This is a genomic window from Coxiella-like endosymbiont (genome assembly GCF_030643785.1).
GTDB lineage: Bacteria > Pseudomonadota > Gammaproteobacteria > Coxiellales > Coxiellaceae > Coxiella.
In genome coordinates, this window is the sequence record NZ_CP094378.1 from 207923 (window position 1) to 229471 (window position 21549).

Consider the following 21549-nt stretch of genomic DNA (forward strand, 5'->3'; position numbering starts at 1 on the left):
TCTGCAAGAATTAAATTAGAACATCCTGTGGACATTTGTGGATAAGTTGGGTCGATCCAAACTATCGATCCTCTAATGACAAGTTATACACAGTTTTGATCTTTGAAGGATTATGTTTAACAGCGCTATAATCTATAATCGCTATAATCTATAATATAGTTCCTTTCTGAAAAGGAAGGGGTTATGGGCTATAAGAAAATTCTTCTTGCTTTGATTAGACTTAACGACTAATCAACTGATTATTAAAAGAGCTAAAGAGTTAATGGTGGCAGAAGGGACCGAATTGTATTTAGTTCATGCGGTGGAACATATGGGTAGCTAGGGTGCTGCTTATGGCATTTCTGCAGGCGTGGATATAGAGGATATGTTACTTGAGAAAGTTAAGAAATCCATATCCATATAACCATATAAAAGATATTTCCTTAAATTTGAATGTTCCTTCAGACCACCAGATAGTGAAATTTCTTATAATTTCTTATTGGAGTTGATTTGATTCTGGTGGGCAGTCACGGCTCGGCACGGTATCCAATCGCTTCTAGGCTCAACAGCCAACCCTGCCTTACATGGTGCAAAATGTGATGTGTTAGCTGTGTACTACAACAACCTTAAGGAATAATTTTTTTTAATAGCGCATAGTAAAATCCATCGCCTCCATTTTGACCGGGAAGAAGTTGAATTCCGTGAATTAATGAAATAGCCCCTGGAACTTTTAGGGCGAATGTTTGGGCGGCAGTTTGTTGCGTCGTTAAAAAAGCATTAATGACTTTTTCATTTTCATCAGGCAAGACAGAACACGTCGAGTAAAGTAAGGCACCTCCAGGGTTGAGTAGCGGCCATAGACTGCTTAGAAGACGCAATTGTTCTTCATAGTATTGGGTTATATCTGAAGGCTGGCGGAGTAATTTGATATCCGGATGACGTCTGATGACGCCAGAAGCAGAACAGGGGGCGTCGAGTAGAATTCGGTCGAAGGTGATTTTTCTCTCTGCCCATTGATTTGGCTGGGCTGCATCAGCCACTATAAGTCGTAAGGATTTTTGTGATAGATCTAAACGAATTATATTTTCTTTAATCCTTGTCAATCGTTGTTCGATTTTATCTATTGCAATCAATTGTCGCAATGGGTAGTTAAGTTCGAGAATGTGAGTGGTTTTACTACCCGGTGCAGCACACGCGTCTAAAACAGTTTGATCATTCTCTAGGTTTAAAAGATAAGCAGCATATTGTCCTGATATGTCTTGTACAGAACAATAACCTTTATCAAATCCGGGCAATTGGTAAACAGGACAAGGTTCTTTGAGATAAATGGCAGTAGGCGGGGGAGAAGGATCCGATTTTTGTGCAGAAATTCTATTTTCCTTTAGTAATTTAAGATAATTATCTCGACTTATTTTAGTTAAATTAACTCTCAATGTTAATGGTGGCCGATGATTATCGGCTTCTAAAATGTCTTCCCAAAGATCAGGCCAAGCCGATTTTATTTCTTGAATAAACCATTCCGGATGTGCGTATTTTCCTTCTAGTGTTTTTTCTGAGATTGCAATCCATTTTTCTTTTTCGCTGATAAAACGGCGCAACAATTTGTTAATTAAACCCTTGGCCCAAGGTTTTTTAAGATTTTGAGCAGCTTCAACAGTTTGAGAAACAATTACGTGGGGAGGAATTTTTAGATAATTTAATTGATAAAATCCTACTAAAAGTAAACAAAATATATCGTGATCTTTATTTTTTAAGGGTGAATGCAGCAACGCTTCAGTAATGATTTTTAATTTAAAGTACCAGCGTAAAACTCCATAACAAAGTTCTTGTAAAAGCGATTGCTCTTTATTATTTCTTTGATAAGGTAAAAGAGTCGTCAGCGATCGTTTTTTTTGAATTACTTCGCTTAAAATAAGCGCTGCTTTTGTTCGGACATTCATGTTAACAAAGAAATATCAGCAATTTTTGTAAATAACTGTCGTAGCGACGTTAAGAGTGCTAATCGATTGTCACGCTTTTTTTGTCGTCGACCATTACCATGACTTTATCGAAGAACGTATCAATAGGATTTTTTAATATCGCCAATTCACTTAATGCTTTCGTATAATCCGCTTTTTTGTACAGATTGTTGACTGATTTTGCATGAATTTTAAGTGCTTCGGCCAGGTCCCGTTCCGTATCCGAATCGAATAGAGAAGTATCGATACGATCAGCTACCATTTCGGACGATTGTTTTTTTAAAATATTGTTTACCCGCTTGTGGGAAGCCGTTAGGGCGTTAGCTTCAGGCAAGGTTTGAAAATATTGGACGGCCTTAATACGCCGATCAAAATCAAGTGGTTCTGTAGGATGAGAAGCAAGGACTGCCATAAAAACTGCAGGAGGTACATTTTTTTTAAGATACCAAGCGCGAAGCCGTTCGATAATGAAATCGAAGGATTGATTAACCACATTCTGGTTGGGTAATTTGTGGATATAATTTTTTTCTGCTTCTTTTAATAACGTTAATAAATCAAGTGGGAGTTCTTTTTCAATTAAAAGGCGTAAAATTCCGAGAGCGGCTCGGCGTAAGGCAAATGGATCTTTATCGCCTGTAGGGGATTTATTGATACCGATAATACCGATAAGTGTGTCTAAGCGATCTGCTAAAGCCACGCAGACCCCTTCTAAATTTCGTGGAAGCTCATCTCCTGAAAACCTCGGTAAATAATGATCTTTAATTCCTTGGGCGATGATGTCAGATTCTTTATCATGCAAAGCATAATAATAACCCATTGTCCCTTGTAAGCTGGGAAATTCATAAACCATTTCGCTGACCAAATCACATTTGGCTAATAAGGTCGCTCTCTTTGTTAGCTTTTCATCGACTTTAATTTGCTTGGCAATGAAATCAGTAAATTTGGATATGCGTGTGGTTTTATCCGCTAGGGTTCCCAATTTTTTCTGAAAAATAATTCCTGATAGTTTACGGAGTCGACTTTCGAGTGATACTTTAAGGTCGTTGTGATAGAAAAAGGAAGCATCTGCTAATCTCGCATTTATGACTCGCTCATTTCCTTCAATAACGCATTTGGGATCTTTGCTTGCAATATTGCTGATGAGAATAAAATAAGATAAGAGATCACCCTGATTATTTTTTACAGGAAAGCAGCGTTGGTGAACTTTCATGGTGGTGATTAATACTTCAGGGGGAGCTTTAGAAACTCCGGTTTAAAATGGCCCAATAGCGCTACGGGCCATTCGACCATCCCGGTTACTTCTTTTAGTAGCTCCTCATCAATTATTACTTCTCCTTTTGAGGCCGCAGTTTTTTTAATTAACTCGCGGATTTTTTCGCGTCGCTTATCAAAATCAGCGATAACCATTCCATGGTTTAGCAGTAATTGCTGGTAGTCTCTAGGTTTGGTGATGGCAATACCCTTTGGGTGATGGAAACGATTCCCAAACGTTTTACGATCCGCTACATGGCCTAAAAGGGTTGTTGGTACGACCTCTTTATCAAATAACATTGTTACCCAATGAACCGGACGCACAAAAGATTCAGGATAATTTCCCCAGCGCATTGCTTTAGGAATAGACAGGTTTTTGATGGCAGATTGAATAATTTTAGGAAGTAATTTGCAGGTAGGTTGGCCCGGCTGTTCAATTCGACAATAAATAAATGCTCCTTTTTCTGTTTCTTTTATTTGAAGCTGATCCGTTAGAATACCGCAGGAACGAGCAAATCCTAAACAGGCTATTGTGGGGGTGCCATCTTTAGCAAAGGCTGCTTTCACGCTAGGACCTTGACGTTCTAAAGTACGCTGTGGCTGTTCCGATGTTAAACTTTTTATTAATACCGCTAATCGGCGAGGGGTTGCATAACGGTGAATAGATTCGAAAGACAGCTCAGCTTTTTCGAGTTCTCTTTTGATATTTTGAGACAAGGTACACGATAATTTATCCAAGGTGCGTGGAGGTAATTCTTCGCAACCAATTTCCAACAAAAAATCTTGGGTAACCATTACACTCTCGCTGCCTTTAACATTGGAAAACCAAGTTCTTCCCTCGCTGAGTAGTACGCTTTTGCTACTGCATAGGCTAATTTTCTAACGCGCAAGATATAACGCTGCCGTTCCGTAACCGAAATAGCTTTTCGGGCATCTAAAAGATTAAACGTATGGGAAGCTTTTAATACCATTTCATAAGCTGCAAGAGGAATTTTAGCTTCAATTAATCGTTCGGCCTCTTTTTCGTAAAAATCAAAATGATTGAAGAGAGAATCCACATTGGCTTGTTCAAAATTATAAGCTGACATTTCAACTTCGTTTTGATGGAAAATTTGACCATAGGTGATAGGTCCATCAGACCGTTTTGTCCAGATCAAATCAAACATATTGTCTACACCTTGGAGAAACATGGCTAATCGTTCTAAACCATAAGTAATTTCCCCAGTCACAGGTTCGCATGAAAGGCCGCCGACTTGTTGAAAATAAGTAAACTGAGTAATTTCCATTCCATCTTGCCAAACTTCCCATCCCACCCCCAGGAACCTAATGTCGGAGCTTCCCAATTGTCTTCTACGAAGCGGATATCATGGGTTAAAGGATCGATGCCCAATGCTTTTAATGAACCGAGATAGAGTTCCTGGATATTATCCGGGGAGGGTTTTAAGACGACTTGATATTGATAATAATGTTGGGTGCGATTGGGGTTATCTCCATATCGACCATCTGTAGGTCGTCGAGAAGGTTGAACATAAGCAGCTCGCCAAGGTTCAGGACCGATTGTCCGTAAAAAAGTAGCCGGATGAAAGGTGCCCGCTCCTACTTCAATGTCTAGAGGTTGGAGCAAAACACAACCTTGCTGGTCCCAGTATTCGTGCAAGGTGAGGATGGTTTGCTGAAAATTGATCCGTTGTGATGATTTCATTTGCAGACTTTTATCACGATCTGGAATGGAAAGCCAGATAAGTACCCGGAAACTTATTCAAATAAAATCCCAATAAAAACTCTATTTTTCCTTCTTCTGTGGTTGAAGATGGAAAATAAAAGTTAAATAGTAGCTTTTATTTATTCTTCGTATTGGCCTCGCCACTTGGTCAATCGCATTTTGTATATTTTTCTGTGAAGTCCCTCCAGGAATAAAATGAAATTGATCTAGCAACTTATTACCGACAACGAAAGTTGGAGTACCGACCAGTTGTAAAGCCTGTGCTAATTGGAACTTGTCTTTAAGTTGTTGTTGGATAGAATGGTCTTCCATATCCTTTTTTAACTGGTCCACATTTAGGTCTGTTTTTTCCGTTTGAAAAACAATTTCAATTTTATTGGTTAATGGCTTATCGACGCTAAGGAAGGTATCATGAAAAGCATAATATTTGCCTTGTTTTAGGGATGCCAAAGAAGCTTTAGCAGCAAATTGGGATTGACCTCCAAAAATGGGAGGTTCTTTGAAAACGAGACGAAGGTTTTTTATTTTGTTTTACTAAGTTTTGAATCAGTGGATTCATTTCCTTACAGTGACCTACATTAATAATCAAAATTCTATTAACGTAATTCCGTTCCTATTTGGATTGCCTGCTACGGGTGAAGCTGTATCTTGAAAAAGAGCTTTTGTGCATTCTTTTTAATCACCACCACCTAAGTTTCTTGTTGTTGTCAAGCTTCTTCTTCTTCTTCTTCCTTTTGTAATCCCTGGGGAAGCCTCCTCTGCTAATACTTCGAGGTTTTTAATCAAATACTCGCAAATAATTTTTTCTATTTCTCGTTTTTGTTCGTGTGTGGACGTTGCGGTTTCTGTTGGTGCTATGACGGCGGGAGAGGTTGAGGCGCATCGGGTGGATTTAAGGGAACAGCATTTAAGGGAGCAGCTATGCTCAAATTAGCCGCTCAGCATTCCAACCAAAAACACAGTGGACCAAGTAAGACATTTTTTTCACGATATCTCTCTTTATAAAATTGAAGATTAAGCAGTCATTGCCTCGCGAATTTTCTGCATAGCGTTTTTTTCGAGTTGACGAATGCGTTCTGCCGAAACCGCATATTTTTCTGCTAATTCATTCAGAGTGAGCTTTTCTTCATTCAGCCAACGTTGATGGAGAATATCTCGACTGCGTTCATCTAAGATCTGAAGTGCTTTATGAAGGCGGTGTTCTTGATCTTCTGACCAGTCACTTCGTTCTAATTGTATAGCGGGATTATAACGTTTATCTTCCAGGTAATGGGCTGGTGGTGATACAGCCCAGACTGCATTTCTTCCATCGCCCTCATCATCAATACCGTCAAAAGCTTCATCGTGGCTGTTTAACCTTTCCTCCATTTGTCGCACATCTTTGGCATTTAGGTTAAGCTCTTCGGCTAAAGCGGCTACCTCGTGGTTACTAAACCAGCCTCGTTTTTTTACATGTTTGCGCAGATTAAAAAAGAGTTTTCGCTGTGCTTTGGTGGTGGCAATTTTAACAATACGCCAATTTTTAAGAATAAATTCATGTATTTCAGCGCGGATCCAATGAATAGCGAAGGAGACCAAGCGAACACCTATTTTAGGGTCAAATCGTTTAACGGCCTTCATCAAGCCGATGTTCCCTTCTTGAATTAAGTCTGCTTGAGACAATCCATAACCCGAATACCCTCGTGCAATCCGAACAACAAATCGTAGGTGAGAAAGGACGAGCCTTCTGGCTGTTTCAAGATCATTATTTTGCCGAAATTGGGTAGCGAATTCGTGTTCTTCCTTAGCGCTTAGCATGGGAATACGATTAACCCAGCTAATATAGCTACCTAAACTTCCAATCGATAGTGACCGTTCTTCTACTTGCGTTAGAAATTGATTCATGGTGTATTTTATTCAATATTTGATAAGTTGACATTTTTTGAGAGCGCTTATTTTAACATCGTTTCTGGCTTAGTGCTATGGATCTCTCGTAATCTCAGAGAGTTATTGTCATAATCTTATGTTTTATTGACATAATGAGAATGATAGCGAATGGAGGAAATAATGAGATTAACGCAAAGTTTATATGAATTATTTGCAACTTCAAATCAGATTTTGATAAACGATACTTTACTAAGTATGGTGTTAGGCTATAAAAGAACTTGCTGGCGATATTATGTAAATAGTGAAGGTCTGAGAGGGGATAAGAAAAAACACGATTGGTCTCGTTATTGTGATTCCCCGCTGAAGCGTAACTGTGCGCGGAATGGTATTACTATTAAAGAAGATTCTTTTGGGGATACGACGGGCTGGGCACAAGATTATGAATTTTCTCAAGCAGAGGGTGTAGTCCTGAAGCCATCTTATATCTAATGAGGCAAGTGATTTCCACAATAGTGGATGGGCACGGGCTAAAGCCAATAGAAGAACTTATTGCGCACTATGATGAACAAGATGTTATCAGTTACTTAGACCAGTTTACTTTTTCTCAAGAAGATAGAGATGAGGGGGAATGAAATATATCAAAGAGAAAGTTATTCAGGCTATAGCAGAAGGCAATCGCCCCCTAAACCTTTGCAGGAACTCGTTAGTCTGTATCGAACAGAAATGCTGCGTTTTAAGATGCTCTTTAGAGACCCTTATTGAAGACGAGAAAGAGGATGATCGAGAAGCACGTGAAGAACTATGGAATGGGCTTTTTAGCTAAGTGCGAAGTAAGTGCGAAGAACGTTTGGGAATAAGTTAGCCTGATGGCGAATTTGAAAAAAAAGCTCTTACATCCAAATGTGAAAAATTTTCAGGCGAGCAGGATCCGAAGAGACCTATAAAAATTGAAATATAAAAATTGAAAAAAGAGTATTTCCAAGCCCACTTGGACGCTCGTCGCTGCTTATTTAAAAAATGGTTATTGTAAGTAGCTGCCAAATGTTCAACTGGGCAACTCTGCCAACAACATTAAATTAATAATAAGCCATGCGAGAAAACCACCAGAAATGAAGCCAGTCGTAACTCCCACTAATTTGAGAATAATAATTTCTTGGCGATGGTTCTCTGTCGTTAATCGAATGGTATTTCAGATAATTAAAATTATTTCGATCCCAAATAAAATGGCCAAGGTATCGTAATGCGTTGTCCAAGAACGACAAAATAATGGAAGCGTTTTACCCACGTCAAATCGAATTGTGCGCGGTATCTACTAAAGCAAAGGACTTAAGGTTCATTATTAAACCTTAAAAATTATGTAAATTATTATTTTTGAGAGAAACAACGATTACTGGAGGCAATGGATTGGATTGTAAGGTATCAATTATATTTTCGAGAGCCATCAATTTTTTTAATTCATTAAGCCCAAAGGAAGGAGAAATATATTGAATATGGGAAATATCGTTGCGATTTTTGAGCTGAGCAATGAATGTTTTTATTTGGAATTTTGGAGTTTTAGTTTTGGATAAGCGAAATAGTTCCCTGTCCATTCCAGCGTTTATTTAGCGATTGTAGCGCTTGGAAATTTTGTAAAAATAAATAAAAGGCTGGCGGCGGATAGGGGGCGGCGGTTGCCACACCCATAATAACGACCGTCATTAAACTCGCTAAAGGCGGTTCGGGTGTAAGTTCACCTAAACCATACATACATACAAGCACGAAGGTGATTCACGACCTATAAAATGAAAGGATTAAAATACTTTTTTCGATCGCGAGAAGAGCGATTCTACTCATCTGAATTTTCTCCCAAATAAACGTTCTTCCTTTAATGTGATGATTTGATTATTTAAAGGAGTAATGAGAGTTAAATCGTGAGTAGCAACAAGAATAGTAAAACCTATAGCGTTAAAGGCTTTAAACAGCCGCATAATTTCAAAAGACAACTCAGGGTCCAAATTTCCGGTAGATTCGTCAGATAAAACAATCATTGGTTTGTTAACAATATCGCGTGCAATCCCGATACGTTGGTGTTCACCACTCGATAGAGCAGAAGGATATAAATTTTCTTTTTTTCAATAATTTGATTTTATCCAATGCTGCACGAAAATGCTGATTAATTTCTTGATATCGATAGCCTGAAATAACTAAGGAAATAGCAACATTATTAAAAACAGTGCGATCGTAAAGACAGTGCGATCGTAAAGCAACTGGGGATTCTGAAAATCATCCCTATATGGCGGCGTAAATAGGGTATTTGTCTTTTGAGAAGGCGGGATAAATTTCGATTATTTATATAAATTTTCTGTCGAGTAATACGTTTTCCGTCGAGCAATACGTTCTACCATCACCATCAGTTTTAATAATGTAGTTTTTTCATGTAGTTTTTCCGGCTCCCGAATGCCTATTTAAAAAAAGCCATTTCGCTTTATTTCAAATTAAAAGAAATATTATTAAGGGCTTAATGTCCGTTCGAATAGTTTTTAGTAACCTTGGTAAAATGAATCACAAACGACTTCTTAAAATAATGCGTCGATAAATTCTTTAGCATTAAAAGGTCTTAGTTCATCAATTTGCTCGCCAATACCAATGAAACGGATAGGTAAACGCATTTTCTGAGCGATGGCGAAGATTATCCCCCTTTTGCTGTTCCATCTAATTTAGTGAGGATGATGCCTGTCAGTCCAATATGTTCATTAAATTGGTTTGTTTGATTGAGTGCATTTTGTCCAGTTCCTGCATCAATAACAAGCAGAGTTTCGTGAGGCGCTTCAGGATTGACCTTTTTTATAACGCGCTTAATTTTTTTCAACTCATCCATAAGATGTAATTGAGTATGCAAGCGACCGGCGGTGTCAGCGATTAATATATTATAATTTCTTGCACTCGTTGCTTCTAGTGCGTCGTAGATAACGGAAGCGCTATCTGCGCCTGGATGTTGAGCAATCACAGGCATATTATTATGTTCCCCCCATGTTTGAAGTTGCTCGATAGCAGCTGCTCTGAAAGTATCACCTGCCGCTAGCATAATTCGCTTTCCTTGAGACTGGTAGAAATAAGCAAGCTTAGCGATGGTAGTTGTTTTTCCTACGCCGTTGACTCCCACCATTAAAATAACAAAAGGCGATTGAGTAATTTCCAGAGGTTTTTGACAAGGTTCAAGAATTGAAAGCAATTCATTTTTGAGCGCATTAATTAGTGCCGTTGAATCGGCTAATGACTTCCGAGCAATTTGTTGAAAGAGATTACCGAGGATAGTTTGGCTAGCTTCCACACCTACATCCGCTGAGAGGAGAATCGTTTTTAATTCTTCTAGAAGGGTAGCATCGATTGTTTTTTTCCGAGAATTAGATTTCCCAACCCATCGCTAAATCGATGACGGGTACGTTTTAAACTTTCATTAAGCCGGCCGATCCATTTCTTCTTTGGCAGTGAAGGGAGCTCTTCTTCTTTAGCTTCTTGTGTGTGACGTTTTGATTTTGAAAAGCGAAATATCATAGATGGCATTCCTGTTGAAAACAGATACAATGTAAATTGTATCGTAACATTGAACGGTTTCGGATGATAGAATGCTAAAGCGATCCACTTGAGACGATTTTACTATTTATTTTGGATGTTTGAGTGCCGATCCGCTATTTATTGCATTTAATCTAGAAGCCGATCGCAATGAGAAATTTGTTACTTAGTTTAGCTGATTTAATAAAGAAATTCAAGTGGTTATAGAAGAACGGCGATGGAAGAACGGCGGATGCGTTTTAATGACAACCCTGTCGTCTTAACTTATTGGATCCTTATAGTACGGGATGTTAAACCAGAAAATGTATTGGCGTTAGCCAAAGAATATTTTGGCTCAATTAGGTCGCTTCCTGTTCCCAATTTAAAACCAGAAACGGAAATTTCTTCGTTGGGCACGAAATTAATTTATGTTCAGCTCTTCGCTAAACTACTGATGGTGATGATAGGGATATCATACCTCCTCCTTAACGACAACTAAAGAGCAATGGCAGGCTTATGCCTTGAATGTTTTAGCCACTTTGTTGGGTGGTATTGATAGTTCTCGATTTTCTCGTGATTTAGTTCGAGAAAATCAAATCGCCAATATGGGGCCAAAGCGAGTTACGACCCTACCAATTGCACAGTAACCAATTCACAATAATGTGGGGATCCCTACTCAAGATCATAGTCTTGCTGAGTTAAAAAAAGCCTTTATTGAAGAAATAAAGAAGTTGCAAACAAATTTGATAAGTCAACCAGAATTAAATCGAGTAAAAAGGTAAGTTATTGCTCAGAAGATTTATGATCAAGATTCATTGATGAATCAAGTAATATATATTATATAAATGTATATTATATATTGGTGTACTATATTATGTGTACCTAGAAGCTGTACCTAGAAGCCATTAATCTATTTTAGCATATTTCTCAAAATAAGGTGAAGTAAATTGAATCGATAACGGCAAAACAAATTCAAAAAGTCACTCAATTATATTTAACACCACAACGATTAATGATTGCTCTGTTACAACTGACAGGCAAACCGTCAGAGAAAACTAATTTTCAATCCTTATTCTCGGGATTACATCAATGTGAGTATTAATCGTTTTCATTGATCTATTAATGTCTTTTTCCATTTAGTCCCGTAATGGGATGTTTATAGCCAAGATTCAGGATTGGTAAATAAAAAACAGGGTAGATTTTTATTTTGTGATCGCGCCAGAAATTCCAAGAGCTCAATATAACAACGAAGTCAGTCGTGATATGGCAATTGTTAGTTTACGTAGCTTAGTGAAGCCGGAATATTTAAACCTGCCTTGATGCAATCAAGTGAAGTTTTAACGGCGCCCAGTTTTCCATCTTTGGCCCCTTTACGCGAGTTAAAAAGGAATTGCTTTCAGATATCGAATATAACGAGAAATTACGGACGGCGGTTTTCACCAATGCTTTTTATCATATTCTTTATCAGAATCACTCCTATGGCCATATTCTCCGGAAGAAACTTCAAAAACAGTCAAGGATCTTAATGAATTAGAGGTAAAAGAATTTTATCAATGGTATTATGTAGTAAAAAATGCAGCGGGGTAATTGTGGGTGATGTGACGCGAAAGCAAGCCGAAAGCATTTCACAAGAAATAATAGGTTCATTGCTCATAGGACAATCTACTGAACCATTGGTTCCAGATCAAGCTAATATCGTCGCCAAGTATCAATATATAATTGTTCTATTAGAACAGAACACTATTTTAATAGGCCAAATTAGAATAGGCCTAACTAATCCTTATTATTTTCCACCTAGTGGTTGGAAATCGAATATTAGGAGGATTGTCTTTATCCTCGATTTTGTTTAATTATGTAAAAAATGAACGAGGATTTGCTATGGAGGTACTTTTTATATAGGACTGCAAACGCGAATGATCAAAGCGCATGAGCCTTTAGGAGTGGCGCAAACGGCGTTTCGGCGCTTTGTTAAAGAAGGTCCGAATATATCCCAATTTAGAAGCTGCAAAGAAAATATTGTCGGTGGTTTCTCTCTGGAATTATCTACGAATGCGAATTTATTAGTCAACGTGACAAATATTGTATTTTATCATTTGCCTTTAAATTATCTTGATACGTATCACAAAAAATACAAGTGGTAACCTCTCGGAGCAAGTAAAAGCTGAGTTTGCAACATTTATTCATTCTAAAGAAATGACACTTATTGTGGTGGGTGCAAAAAGGGCATTAAATTATTCGTCTTTGTCTTTGGACAAAGAAGCGAAGGGAGAGTAGACGAAAGCACTAAAGACAGTATTCCACACGAAAAAGAAGGCAGGATAAATGTTAGGAAAAAGACTTATTGCGCATACCAAAAAAATCCAGGTGATAGGTTTTTATGGTTAGGTATTTATCAGGAAAATTGCGAATCATTGGTGGAAAATGGCGAGGAAGGAAAATTGCTTTTCCTTCCTTACCAGAATTGCGACCCACCGCGGATCGTATTCGGGAAACCCTCTTTAATTGGTTATTTCCTTATATCGAAGATGCTTATTGTTTAGATTTGTTTGCAGGTAGTGGAGCCTTAGGTTTTGAAGCTTTATCCCGAGGATGTGCTCACGTTACATTTCTTGATCACTCAAAGAGCGTTATTGAAATCCTACAGAAAAATGCAGAAATTTTAAATGCCACAAATACTGAATTTGTTTGTGAAGAATTTCCTTCAGTAATTCCAGAGCTAAAAAATTCTCCTTTTAATATTGTTTTTCTTGATCCACCCTTTTATCAAGAGCTTATCAATCAAGCTATTCTTTGGTTAGAGAAAACAAAAATTCTTGCCCCAGAAGCTTATATTTACGTTGAAGCTGAAAAGAATATATCATTTATTCTTCCCAGTAATTGGGAAATTTATCGCGAAAAGAGAACAACCAGCATAGTTTATAGGTTATTTTTGCGCTTTAAAAAAGGAGATTAACCATAGATAATTTAAAACCAATTGAAGCGGAGATGACTATTATTTAGTCCAAAATTATGGGTGCGCTTCCTAAAATTTCAGTGGGGTGGAGGTACTCATTTTTTTTGGCTGTTTGGTTTATCGCTCTAATTGTTCGTTATTTAATTCGCTATTTTTTTATCCTAATCGGGCTCAGGATGCCGCTATTTGTTGCAATTATTAGGTCAGATTGGTTATGTAATGGTGTTAGTAGTTTTGGAAACATTACTGCTTTTGGAACGATGGGCATTAACGTAACTTGTTTTGGTGACTAGCTTCGAATTAACTGGGTTTACAGTGAGATTTGTCCTAAAGGACATGCTTTTTAATGTGCTTACTGGTTTTTTGATTTTATTTTATGAGCCTTTCCGTATAAAAAACCGTATTACAGTCAGTAATATAGTGGGAAAAGTTATTGACATTCATCTTCGATATAAAATTTTACAGAAAGATTGTAAGCAAATTATGGTTCCTAATTTTACAGTGCTTAAAAACCTTTTAACGACTGGCGATTAAATTTTCTATTTATTATTGAAAATGTTTCCCATTTTTTTGGTGATTTTTTCTGAATAGTAAAGAAATCTTCTCATGAATCTTTTTTAACGCTTCAGGCAATGAAGTATATTTTCCATATTATATTGATGAGCAGATTTGATTGAAGATAATTCTTTCCAGAGAACGGGCGTAGAGATGGAAACGTATTTTTTTTGCTTTAGTGCTATAAATAGAGACACAAGTAGCTCCTCAATTGTTGCGAATATAATCTATAAATATTTTGTTAATCTGCTTAGATTTAATGCCAAGCCTTGATTTAATAAGCCTAGCCTTGTAAAGCCGAGGATTAATTTTTAAAATTAATTTTCCCAATTGATGAGCGAAATCATAAAATTCATCTTAATTAGAATGAAGACGAATGGGAACATATAAATCTAATCCCTTTCCGATAGATTTTTTACAAAGCTTTTAAGCCCTAAAAAATTTAAAACTTTTTTAACATTTTGTGCGCATTCAATTATAATTTTCCAATTGACTGTATAGTGAAGATCGAGGTCAAAGATTAGGCGATCTAGATTTTCGACATGGTTGTCGCGGGCTGTCCTAAAGATGAATTTCCAAAACTTTTATTTAAATTAGCCTAATAAAACCTTTTTTTAATTTCGGATAATTACATAAATTTTTTTACTCTTTTCTTGAAGATCTATACCATAAATGAAAGGCTCCGTATTTATATCCAAACGTTTTTGAAAAAAACACTCTTTGTCATATTCATCAGGATAGCGTAGTAGCACTAAGGGATGATGAATGATGTGCGGTAACAACTAGTCATAAATTTTTAAATAAAATTCAGTCAATTGGTGCTTGGTAATCCTATTTTTGGGATACAATATTTTTTCTGCATTTGTCAGTTTTTCCCGAGAAATTGAATTTTTATTCGTCGAAATTTTACTTTTTGATAGGTTTGTTGAACTTTTTTATTTTCGCGCAACTCTTTAGACCGGCTGTCTCAATCGTTTATCTTCTGTCCATTAAAAAATTCGATTTCAGCAATCAGATTGGGTTTTACCCAATGTATGAAGTTTTTTTAAAATCAGGAACCTCCCCTAAAAGGGGATTTGGTTTATTTTCTATCCATCAATTTTTGATATACTTATTTTAACTATAACTCTAATTAAATCTAGTTTCTGTTCTACCACAATAAATAAGTTTTTTTCATTGAAAATAGTCAAAAAGTAAAGCGCTAAAATAAGATTGTTCGTCGCTAGATCCGTATAACTTCCAATGAAAAATTTCTGCTGATTTTTGAATTTAATTTTTAACCAGATACTCGTTCTTTTTTTTTTCATAAGAGGAATTACTTTTTTAAAAATAATACTCTCGAGATCCGATTCTCAGGCGTTGTTAAATATACTTTTTCCATTTTCTTTTATATGGTTCGAATCAAGTATATTAGAATTTTTTTCAATCCAACGAGAAAATATTTTTTTAACAGCTCTTTGCGTTTTAATAAAGGTGTTTTCGAAAGATCGAAGTTTTCGTAAAAAGGAATATTAAAGATATAATATTTATTTCATTTTTACTTTTAGTTCTTAAGGAATTTTTTAAAATTTGAAAATGCGATCGGTCTACCTTATCTAAAATAACTACTTTTCCATCTAAAATTGTATTATTAACAGGAATTATTTTTAGCTTATTAACGAGGAGTTCTAATTTTGAAGCCCAATCTTGTTTTTTACAAGTAAAAAATTTTATTTTTCTATTTTTTTTTAGAATACAGATAATTTGATAACCATCGAATTTAATTTCATGAATCTATTCAGAGGAAACAGATATCAAGGTAATTAATTTAGCGAGTTGTGGTTTTAAAGACTACTACTTTTCTTTTAATTTCTCCCCATTAAGAGTGAAAACGAGCTTTCCGGCTTTTAAACTTTCACAAGAATTTTTTCGGGTTTCCATGTTTCACGATCCCATACGATAACGCCGCCGACTTCATAATGTCCTTTAGTGATATTGCCTTCAAAATCTGCATATTCCAAAAATCTGCATATTCCATGGTATCAACTTCCAGTTGGATAGTAAGTCGTTTTATATCTGTATTTAATACAGGACCTTTGGGAATGGCCTAACTTTTTAAAACATTTTGTAATGCTAATCGAATATCGTAGTAGAGAGGAGAGGCATTACGTTTCTGAACTACAAAAATAGGTTGATCTAATATCGAGATGATTTCGCCATCTGGCTCAGAAGTTTGCGAGAAATCGAATTTTTGACGGTATTTTTTTACACTCAAAACAAAAATTACCTATTGTTTGCACTTGTTTTTTGAGTGATCGTTTTTCTTTTTGCTGAGGTTCTTTGTTTTTTTCTTTTTCTTGAATGCTTTTCTTAAGCAATTTTATAAAATCGACTACGTTAGAACTAATTGGAATTCCTTCTTCTTCGAAGCTAATTGTTTTGCCTATTTTGATTTTGGTTTTGATATATTTCATAATTTTTTCGCGAAATTGGTCATGGTATTTTTCAGGTTCCCATTTGGATGGCATGGCATTAACTAACCGTTTGACCACTGCTGATTCTTTACTCGTAATTTTATATTGTTTGATTTTTTGAGAGAGTAAATTTAAATCTTCTAATTTTTTGAATTCTTTGCAAAAAGTAGCAGATTAACGAGGAGTCCATTTTTATAAGGAAATACAGCGGCTAAATACTGATTAGAACGGATCACAATTTTTGAAACGCCCACGGTATCAGATTTTTCTTAATACCTCTCGTAACATGACATATCCTTTTTTTAAGATCTTTTTTTCAACAACGACATAATCTCCGCCATCGTATTCATAAGCCTTTATAATTTCATTCCAAGGTATTTCTTGGCTATCTCTTCCTTCACGCGTTCATAACGAACGCGAGCCATATTGCGACTGACTATCTCTAATAATAGATGAAAATGAACTTCTGCCCCACCCACTGCTGGATACAGAGAAATAGGAACATTAACTAAACTGAATGAAATTTGACCTTTCCAAAGGGGACGTACTGCCATTTACCTCTTCCTTGAACGTTAATTCTTTAATTATTATAGACCACTGCAGACGGGCTAATTTCATAACTCGTTATGAGATACCGAAACCATAGAGTGTAAAAATAATTAAGTATAGGACACTCGGTGGATAGTCTATTTAAACGTCTAGATTCTCAACAGCTAATGCATTTTGTTCGATGAAGATGCGGCGAGGTTCAACCTGGTCACCCATTAAAGTAGTAAAAATTTCGTCTGCCATTACAACATCTTCGATGCCGACGGATAAGAGGCGGCGAGTTTCCGGATCCATTGTGGTTTCCCATAATTGTTCAGGGTTCATTTCACCTAAACCTTTATAGCGTTGTATTGTTAATCCCTTTTTCCCTTCTTCAATAAACCAGTTTAATGCCTCTCCAAAAGAACTCACTCCTCGTTGTTTATTATTACGTTTCATGTAGGCTCCAGCCTCAATTAATCCCGATATTTCTCTATATAAATTAATAATATGGCGATAATCGGCACAGCCAAAAAAGTCTTGATTAAAAAGGTACTTTTGAGTGATTCCGTGACTAGTAATTGAAACAACAGGAAAATACAGTTCCCGTTCCTCGTCTTTTTTCAGAGAAAGATGGTATCGAGTACCAGTATCTATTTTTTGCCCTGAAAGTTTGTTTTCTAATTCTTTTATCCAAGCGCTTACTTGTGACTCATCATTAAGCTGTTCGACCGTTAACGGAGTAATTTCCAGTAACTGTTCTAAAATAGTAGGTGGGTAACGTTTACTTAAACGCTTGAGGATTCTCACAGTGGTCTGATAATGAGAAGCCAAACGTTCGAGCGCTAATCCGCTAATGGCGAGGGCATGAGGGTTCACGTAAAGTTCGGCACCCTCCAAAGCCAATTGGAGCAGCAAGGCGTCGAGTGCTGGATCATCTTTAACATATTGTTCTTGATTGTTTTTTTTACTTTATACAGTGGCGGTTGGGCAATGTAAATATGACCCCGTTCGATCAGTTCTGGCATTTGCCGATAGAAAAAAGTGAGCAAAAGCGTGCGAATATGGGAACCATCGACATCCGCATCGGTCATCATTATGATTCGATGATAACGTAATTTATCAGGATTATATTTTTCGCGACCAATTCCACAACCGAGGGTAGTGATTAACGTACCAACTTCGGCAGAAGAGAGCATTTTGTCAAATCGGGATTTTTCTACATTAAGAATCTTACCTTTTAAAGGTAAGATAGCCTGATAGCGGCGATCACGAGCTTGTTTGGCTGAGCCGCCAGCCGAATCCCCCTCAACCAAAAATAGTTCACATAGGGCTGGATCTTTTTCTTGGCAATCGGCCAGTTTTCCAGGCAACCCACCGAGATCAAGTACGTTTTTCCGTCGCGTCATATCGCGCGCTTTGCGTGCCGCTTCTCGTGCTCGAGCAGCATCGACGATTTTTAGGGCAATAGCGCGTGCTTGTTTGGGATTCTCTAATAGGTAGTCGCGAAATTTTTCAGCCACTGCACTTTCAACTACGGGCTTAACTTCTGAGGAGACCAATTTGTCTTTTGTTTGCGATGAAAATTTGGGGTCAGGTACTTTGGCGGAAAGAACGGCTGTTAATCCTTCACGAGTGTCATCACCGCTTATAGCGATCTTACTTTTTTAGTAAGCCCTTCATTTTCAATATAATTGTTAATCGTCCGAGTCAATGCAGCTCGGAATCCAGCTAAATGTGTTCCGCCGTCACTTTGGGGGATATTGTTAGTGAAGCAAAAGATGGTTTCTTGAAATCCATCATTCCATTGCATTGACACTTCTACGACAATGTCTTTCTCTTCGGTAGCAAAATGAAAAACATCCGGATGAAGGGGGGTTTTTCTTATTGAGATGCTCAACGAACGCTTTGATCCCTCCTTCGTATTCGAAGATATCTCCTTTTCCATTCCGTTCATCGAGGAGCTCGATGCGCACTCCCGAATTTAAAAAGGAAAGTTCACGGAGTCGTTTGGCTAAAATATCATAATGAAATTCGGTGTCGCTAAAAATATTAGCACTGGGTTTAAAGCGAATTTCCGTTCCGGTTTTATTACTTTTTTCTCTTACTGTTAAAGGGGCTTGAGGAACTCCCATTTTGTAGAGTTGATAATGAACATTTCCATTTTGGCGGATGGTCATATGAAGCTCTTCCGAAAGGGCATTGACTACTGAAACCCCTACACCATGAAGACCGCCAGACACTTTGTAGACGTTTTTGTCAAATTTTCCACCCGCATGAAGCACGGTCATAATAATTTCTGCTGCTGAGCGACCTTCTTCTGGATGAATTCCTGTAGGAATTCCCCGTCCATTGTCCCGGACGGTAACAGACCCATCGGCGTGAATAATTACCCAGATATGAGTACAAAAACCAGCAAGTGCTTCGTCAATGGAGTTATCGACAACTTCGAATACCATATGGTGAAGGCCAGAGCCGTCATCCGTATCGCCGATATACATGCCGGGTCGCTTGCGGACGGCATCCAGGCCTTTAAGAACTTTAATTGTTGAAGAATCGTACTTTTGTGAGACACTCACGTTCATTTACACTCTGTACCAAGTTGAAATAGATCCCTTTCTGCTCTTCTACCCTTTCTGTTCTTCTAAATAACGAGTTAATTGTATCATAAAAGAGGATAGCTGTTGCGTTTATTGTGGAGTATGGTTATCTCAGTTAAACTTTTGAAGAGAAAGGAAATGAACAATCTATATTTCAATCTATATTTCACGTGAAACATAATAGCTCATTAGTTGGAATTTCGTTTCTCGAGATGGCTACTGGAGATAACTTTTTAAGTTTATAGGACACTTAGAAGGATACCTCCATGGAGATAAAATTAAATTCTTTGTTATTAGAAAGATTGTATAAACCCATTAGCTTTCAGTATCAATTACCCTCTTTGGAAGAGATTGAAGTTATTTGTCAAGGTTTTAAATGCTGTATGATCTCAAGAGAAAAACACCTTATTCCCTTGAATAGTTATCGAAAGGAAGTTAGAAAAGGGACACAAGATTATATATTAACACTTCGCTCTGTTTTGGAGCGGTCGCAAATTGTAGTGAAACAGCTGGGCACCGCATTATAGCTGCTTCTTTTCGATACCTATCATTTTCTAGAAACGCAGGCGGATATATTTGATTTTATGTGTGAAACAGTAAGAAAAGAGCATCCTGATTGGATAAAGGAAAATATTAAACAAGAAGCCAGAAAATATGCGGCGTATCCTAATGATTCCAGTCGGTTTGCTATTTCTCCACATAATTCTGAGAGAGCAGTTGATTTTGCTATCGGTCATAGTAGTCATTCAGGACAAGCATGGGCTTTCGGTACCGAGTTTGATGAAGTCAGTGAATTATCTCGAACGGACTTTTTGAAAAAGAATAGGATCTCCAACTTAGGATTGATCCCCAACAGTGGAATATATATTATCGTACCCATTGTAGAGTACTTTTTTTATCTGATGATTCATGTTGGATTTATAAACTATCGCAATGAGTTGTGGCATTATAATTTGTGAGAGACTCTCTTTGGGCTAGTGAATTGTAAGTTAAATGGATATTTAATTCTCTAGAAGAGGAAATCCATATAAATTCGGCCTTTGAAGCCAAGTAAAGTTAGTATTCACTTTTTTCCTAGAAAGAAAATTAACAGCTCCATGTTCCACGTGAAACACGGTGCTATCTCTGGGAATTTCAATTTCTTCGGCATTTGTTCCCGTGATAAACGCTTGGGATTGCAGTTGAATTAAAAAATCGATTACTCGGTGACGCTTCTCAGTATCCAATTCAGCTGCTAGGTCATCGATTAAGTAAATCGGTGTGGTTTGAGTTTTCTCTTTGAGAAAGAGTCCTTGAGCAAGATGGAGTGCGTAAGTAACGAGCTTTTGTTGTCCTTGAGATAGAATATCTTGAGCCGGGAGATCACGAATCAAAAGTCGAAAGTCGGCGCGTTGAGGTCCACTTTGGGTATAACCGCGCTGTAAATCTTGCCTGAGATTAGATTGGAGCTGATCCAACAGAGATTTTTTTCAGGCCAACCTCGATAATAATGAGGCAGAATGTTTTGATCAGGCAAAAAATGTTGCAGCACCTGATTAAAGAGAATCTTGAACTCAGAGACAATGTTCTGCCGTAATAGATCAACAGACTCAGCGTCTTCAGTAAGGAATTGGTCCCAATGAGTAATTTCATCGAGCGGAAGTTGTGATTTCAGGGCCGTATTACGTTGTTTCAATGAGCGTTGAATGCGTTGCCATGCAGGAAAAAAGTAGGTTCCACGTGAAACAATAGCCAATCTAAAAATTGCCGACGAATTTTGGGACTGTCCAGCAAAAAGCGGTGACTCATGGCACTTAATAAACAAAGAGGCAATTGCTTTGCCGATAAAGCCCAATTAGAAACTGGTTCACCATCAAATTTTAAACGTCGATCCCCCGATTGATACCGTTCAACTCCGAGAGGGGTAAGGTATTCCTTTTCCTTAATAGTAACGAATACGGAGAAATGATCAGCCGCATGTTGGATAAGTCGTTGAGTAAGATGGGTTCGGAAGGATCGTCCGACTCCCAAAAAATAAATCGATTCGAGTAAACTTGTTTTTCCAGCTCCATTGGGGCCAAAGACAAAATTGAACCCCGAAGTGGGCGAAATAGCCACCTCTTTTAAGTTTCTAAATTGATTGATTTTTAATGATGCAATTATTGGCATCCAA

20 protein-coding genes and 7 pseudogenes are annotated in these 21549 nt (G+C 37.4%); 11 read left to right on the forward strand and 16 right to left on the reverse strand.

The window, feature by feature from the left end; all coding sequences use genetic code 11:
* Positions 1 to 183 precede the first annotated feature (183 nt).
* Positions 184 to 616: pseudogene (locus tag MRH55_RS01070) on the forward strand (universal stress protein).
* Here the strand turns inward: MRH55_RS01070 and rsmB are convergent.
* From rsmB to rpoH, 5 genes and pseudogenes are all read right to left on the reverse strand, one after another.
* Positions 606 to 1919 (reverse strand): 16S rRNA (cytosine(967)-C(5))-methyltransferase RsmB, encoded by a 1314-nt coding sequence (gene rsmB / locus MRH55_RS01075; protein WP_304985671.1) that lies wholly within the window; start codon positions 1917 to 1919, stop codon positions 606 to 608. The pseudogene MRH55_RS01070 and the gene rsmB overlap by 11 nt on opposite strands.
* Before the next feature lie 58 nt (positions 1920 to 1977).
* Positions 1978 to 3983, reverse strand: a pseudogene (glyS, locus tag MRH55_RS07525) (glycine--tRNA ligase subunit beta).
* Positions 3983 to 4890 (reverse strand): annotated as a pseudogene (gene glyQ, locus MRH55_RS01090) (glycine--tRNA ligase subunit alpha). The pseudogenes glyS and glyQ overlap by 1 nt, the downstream one beginning before the upstream one ends.
* An 81-nt stretch (positions 4891 to 4971) precedes the next feature.
* Positions 4972 to 5436 (reverse strand): DsbA family protein, encoded by a 465-nt coding sequence (locus tag MRH55_RS01095; RefSeq protein WP_369421605.1) that lies wholly within the window; start codon positions 5434 to 5436, stop codon positions 4972 to 4974.
* A gap of 489 nt (positions 5437 to 5925) precedes the next feature.
* A complete protein-coding gene (gene rpoH, locus MRH55_RS01100; RefSeq protein WP_304985674.1) occupies positions 5926 to 6795 on the reverse strand; it encodes an RNA polymerase sigma factor RpoH in 870 nt (289 codons plus the stop codon).
* Positions 6796 to 6945: 150 nt separating this feature from the next.
* On the opposite strand from rpoH, the gene MRH55_RS01105 reads away from it, so the two are divergent.
* Both MRH55_RS01105 and MRH55_RS01110 read left to right on the forward strand, forming a co-directional pair.
* Complete coding sequence (locus MRH55_RS01105; RefSeq protein ID WP_304985675.1) at positions 6946 to 7266, forward strand: hypothetical protein; 321 nt, start codon at positions 6946 to 6948, stop codon at positions 7264 to 7266.
* Positions 7266 to 7409 (forward strand): hypothetical protein, encoded by a 144-nt coding sequence (locus MRH55_RS01110; RefSeq protein ID WP_304985676.1) that lies wholly within the window; start codon positions 7266 to 7268, stop codon positions 7407 to 7409. Before MRH55_RS01105 ends, MRH55_RS01110 begins: the two co-directional genes overlap by 1 nt.
* Before the next feature lie 714 nt (positions 7410 to 8123).
* On the opposite strand, the gene MRH55_RS01115 is transcribed toward MRH55_RS01110, so the two are convergent.
* The 4 genes and pseudogenes from MRH55_RS01115 to ftsY all read right to left on the reverse strand — a co-directional run bounded on the left by MRH55_RS01115 (position 8124) and on the right by ftsY (position 10308).
* The gene (locus MRH55_RS01115; protein WP_304985677.1) at positions 8124 to 8366 is read right to left on the reverse strand and encodes a permease-like cell division protein FtsX; all 243 of its coding nucleotides are present in this window, start codon (positions 8364 to 8366) and stop codon (positions 8124 to 8126) included.
* Positions 8332 to 8523: a hypothetical protein gene (locus tag MRH55_RS01120; RefSeq protein ID WP_304985678.1), complete on the reverse strand. Its 192-nt coding sequence runs from the start codon at positions 8521 to 8523 to the stop codon at positions 8332 to 8334. The genes MRH55_RS01115 and MRH55_RS01120 overlap by 35 nt, the downstream gene beginning before the upstream one ends.
* Before the next feature lie 83 nt (positions 8524 to 8606).
* Entirely contained in the window at positions 8607 to 8744 is a 138-nt protein-coding gene (locus MRH55_RS01125) for a hypothetical protein (protein ID WP_304985679.1), read from the reverse strand.
* 588 nt (positions 8745 to 9332) lie between these two features.
* A pseudogene (ftsY, locus tag MRH55_RS01130) lies at positions 9333 to 10308 on the reverse strand (signal recognition particle-docking protein FtsY).
* Positions 10309 to 10546: 238 nt separating this feature from the next.
* On the opposite strand from ftsY, the gene MRH55_RS01135 reads away from it, so the two are divergent.
* From MRH55_RS01135 to MRH55_RS01160, 6 genes are all read left to right on the forward strand, one after another.
* Positions 10547 to 10807, forward strand: a complete 261-nt coding sequence (locus MRH55_RS01135) for a hypothetical protein (protein WP_304985680.1) — start codon at positions 10547 to 10549, stop codon at positions 10805 to 10807.
* A 22-nt stretch (positions 10808 to 10829) separates the two neighbouring features.
* Positions 10830 to 10955 (forward strand): hypothetical protein, encoded by a 126-nt coding sequence (locus MRH55_RS01140; protein ID WP_304985681.1) that lies wholly within the window; start codon positions 10830 to 10832, stop codon positions 10953 to 10955.
* 942 nt (positions 10956 to 11897) lie between these two features.
* Entirely contained in the window at positions 11898 to 12158 is a 261-nt protein-coding gene (locus tag MRH55_RS01145; RefSeq protein WP_304985682.1) for a hypothetical protein, read from the forward strand.
* Between the two features lie 63 nt (positions 12159 to 12221).
* The gene (locus MRH55_RS01150) at positions 12222 to 12449 is read left to right on the forward strand and encodes a hypothetical protein (RefSeq protein WP_304985683.1); all 228 of its coding nucleotides are present in this window, start codon (positions 12222 to 12224) and stop codon (positions 12447 to 12449) included.
* Positions 12450 to 12685: 236 nt separating this feature from the next.
* Entirely contained in the window at positions 12686 to 13261 is a 576-nt protein-coding gene (gene rsmD / locus MRH55_RS01155; RefSeq protein ID WP_304985684.1) for a 16S rRNA (guanine(966)-N(2))-methyltransferase RsmD, read from the forward strand.
* Between the two features lie 336 nt (positions 13262 to 13597).
* Positions 13598 to 13795, forward strand: a complete 198-nt coding sequence (locus tag MRH55_RS01160; RefSeq protein WP_304986193.1) for a mechanosensitive ion channel domain-containing protein — start codon at positions 13598 to 13600, stop codon at positions 13793 to 13795.
* A gap of 413 nt (positions 13796 to 14208) precedes the next feature.
* Here the strand turns inward: MRH55_RS01160 and ligD are convergent.
* From ligD to gyrB, 6 genes and pseudogenes are all read right to left on the reverse strand, one after another.
* Positions 14209 to 14568, reverse strand: a pseudogene (ligD, locus tag MRH55_RS07530) (non-homologous end-joining DNA ligase LigD).
* A gap of 712 nt (positions 14569 to 15280) precedes the next feature.
* Positions 15281 to 15589: an ATP-dependent DNA ligase gene (locus MRH55_RS01165; protein WP_369421608.1), complete on the reverse strand. Its 309-nt coding sequence runs from the start codon at positions 15587 to 15589 to the stop codon at positions 15281 to 15283.
* Between the two features lie 113 nt (positions 15590 to 15702).
* Positions 15703 to 15816, reverse strand: a complete 114-nt coding sequence (locus MRH55_RS07975; RefSeq protein ID WP_439647881.1) for a DNA polymerase ligase N-terminal domain-containing protein — start codon at positions 15814 to 15816, stop codon at positions 15703 to 15705.
* Between the two features lie 204 nt (positions 15817 to 16020).
* Entirely contained in the window at positions 16021 to 16347 is a 327-nt protein-coding gene (locus MRH55_RS01170) for a Ku family protein (protein ID WP_304985685.1), read from the reverse strand.
* A gap of 278 nt (positions 16348 to 16625) precedes the next feature.
* Positions 16626 to 16823: a Ku family protein gene (locus MRH55_RS01175; protein WP_304985686.1), complete on the reverse strand. Its 198-nt coding sequence runs from the start codon at positions 16821 to 16823 to the stop codon at positions 16626 to 16628.
* Positions 16824 to 16959: 136 nt separating this feature from the next.
* Positions 16960 to 19382 (reverse strand): annotated as a pseudogene (gyrB, locus tag MRH55_RS01180) (DNA topoisomerase (ATP-hydrolyzing) subunit B).
* Positions 19383 to 19663: 281 nt separating this feature from the next.
* Here gyrB and MRH55_RS01185 point away from each other — a divergent pair.
* Positions 19664 to 19924 carry a hypothetical protein gene (locus tag MRH55_RS01185; RefSeq protein ID WP_304985687.1) on the forward strand — a complete coding sequence of 87 codons (261 nt, stop codon included), beginning with the start codon at positions 19664 to 19666 and terminating at the stop codon, positions 19922 to 19924.
* A 57-nt stretch (positions 19925 to 19981) separates the two neighbouring features.
* Positions 19982 to 20356, forward strand: a complete 375-nt coding sequence (locus MRH55_RS01190) for a M15 family metallopeptidase domain-containing protein (RefSeq protein ID WP_304985688.1) — start codon at positions 19982 to 19984, stop codon at positions 20354 to 20356.
* A 129-nt stretch (positions 20357 to 20485) separates the two neighbouring features.
* Here the strand turns inward: MRH55_RS01190 and recF are convergent.
* Positions 20486 to 21545, reverse strand: a pseudogene (gene recF / locus MRH55_RS01195) (DNA replication/repair protein RecF); the annotation flags it as partial.
* Positions 21546 to 21549 lie beyond the last annotated feature (4 nt).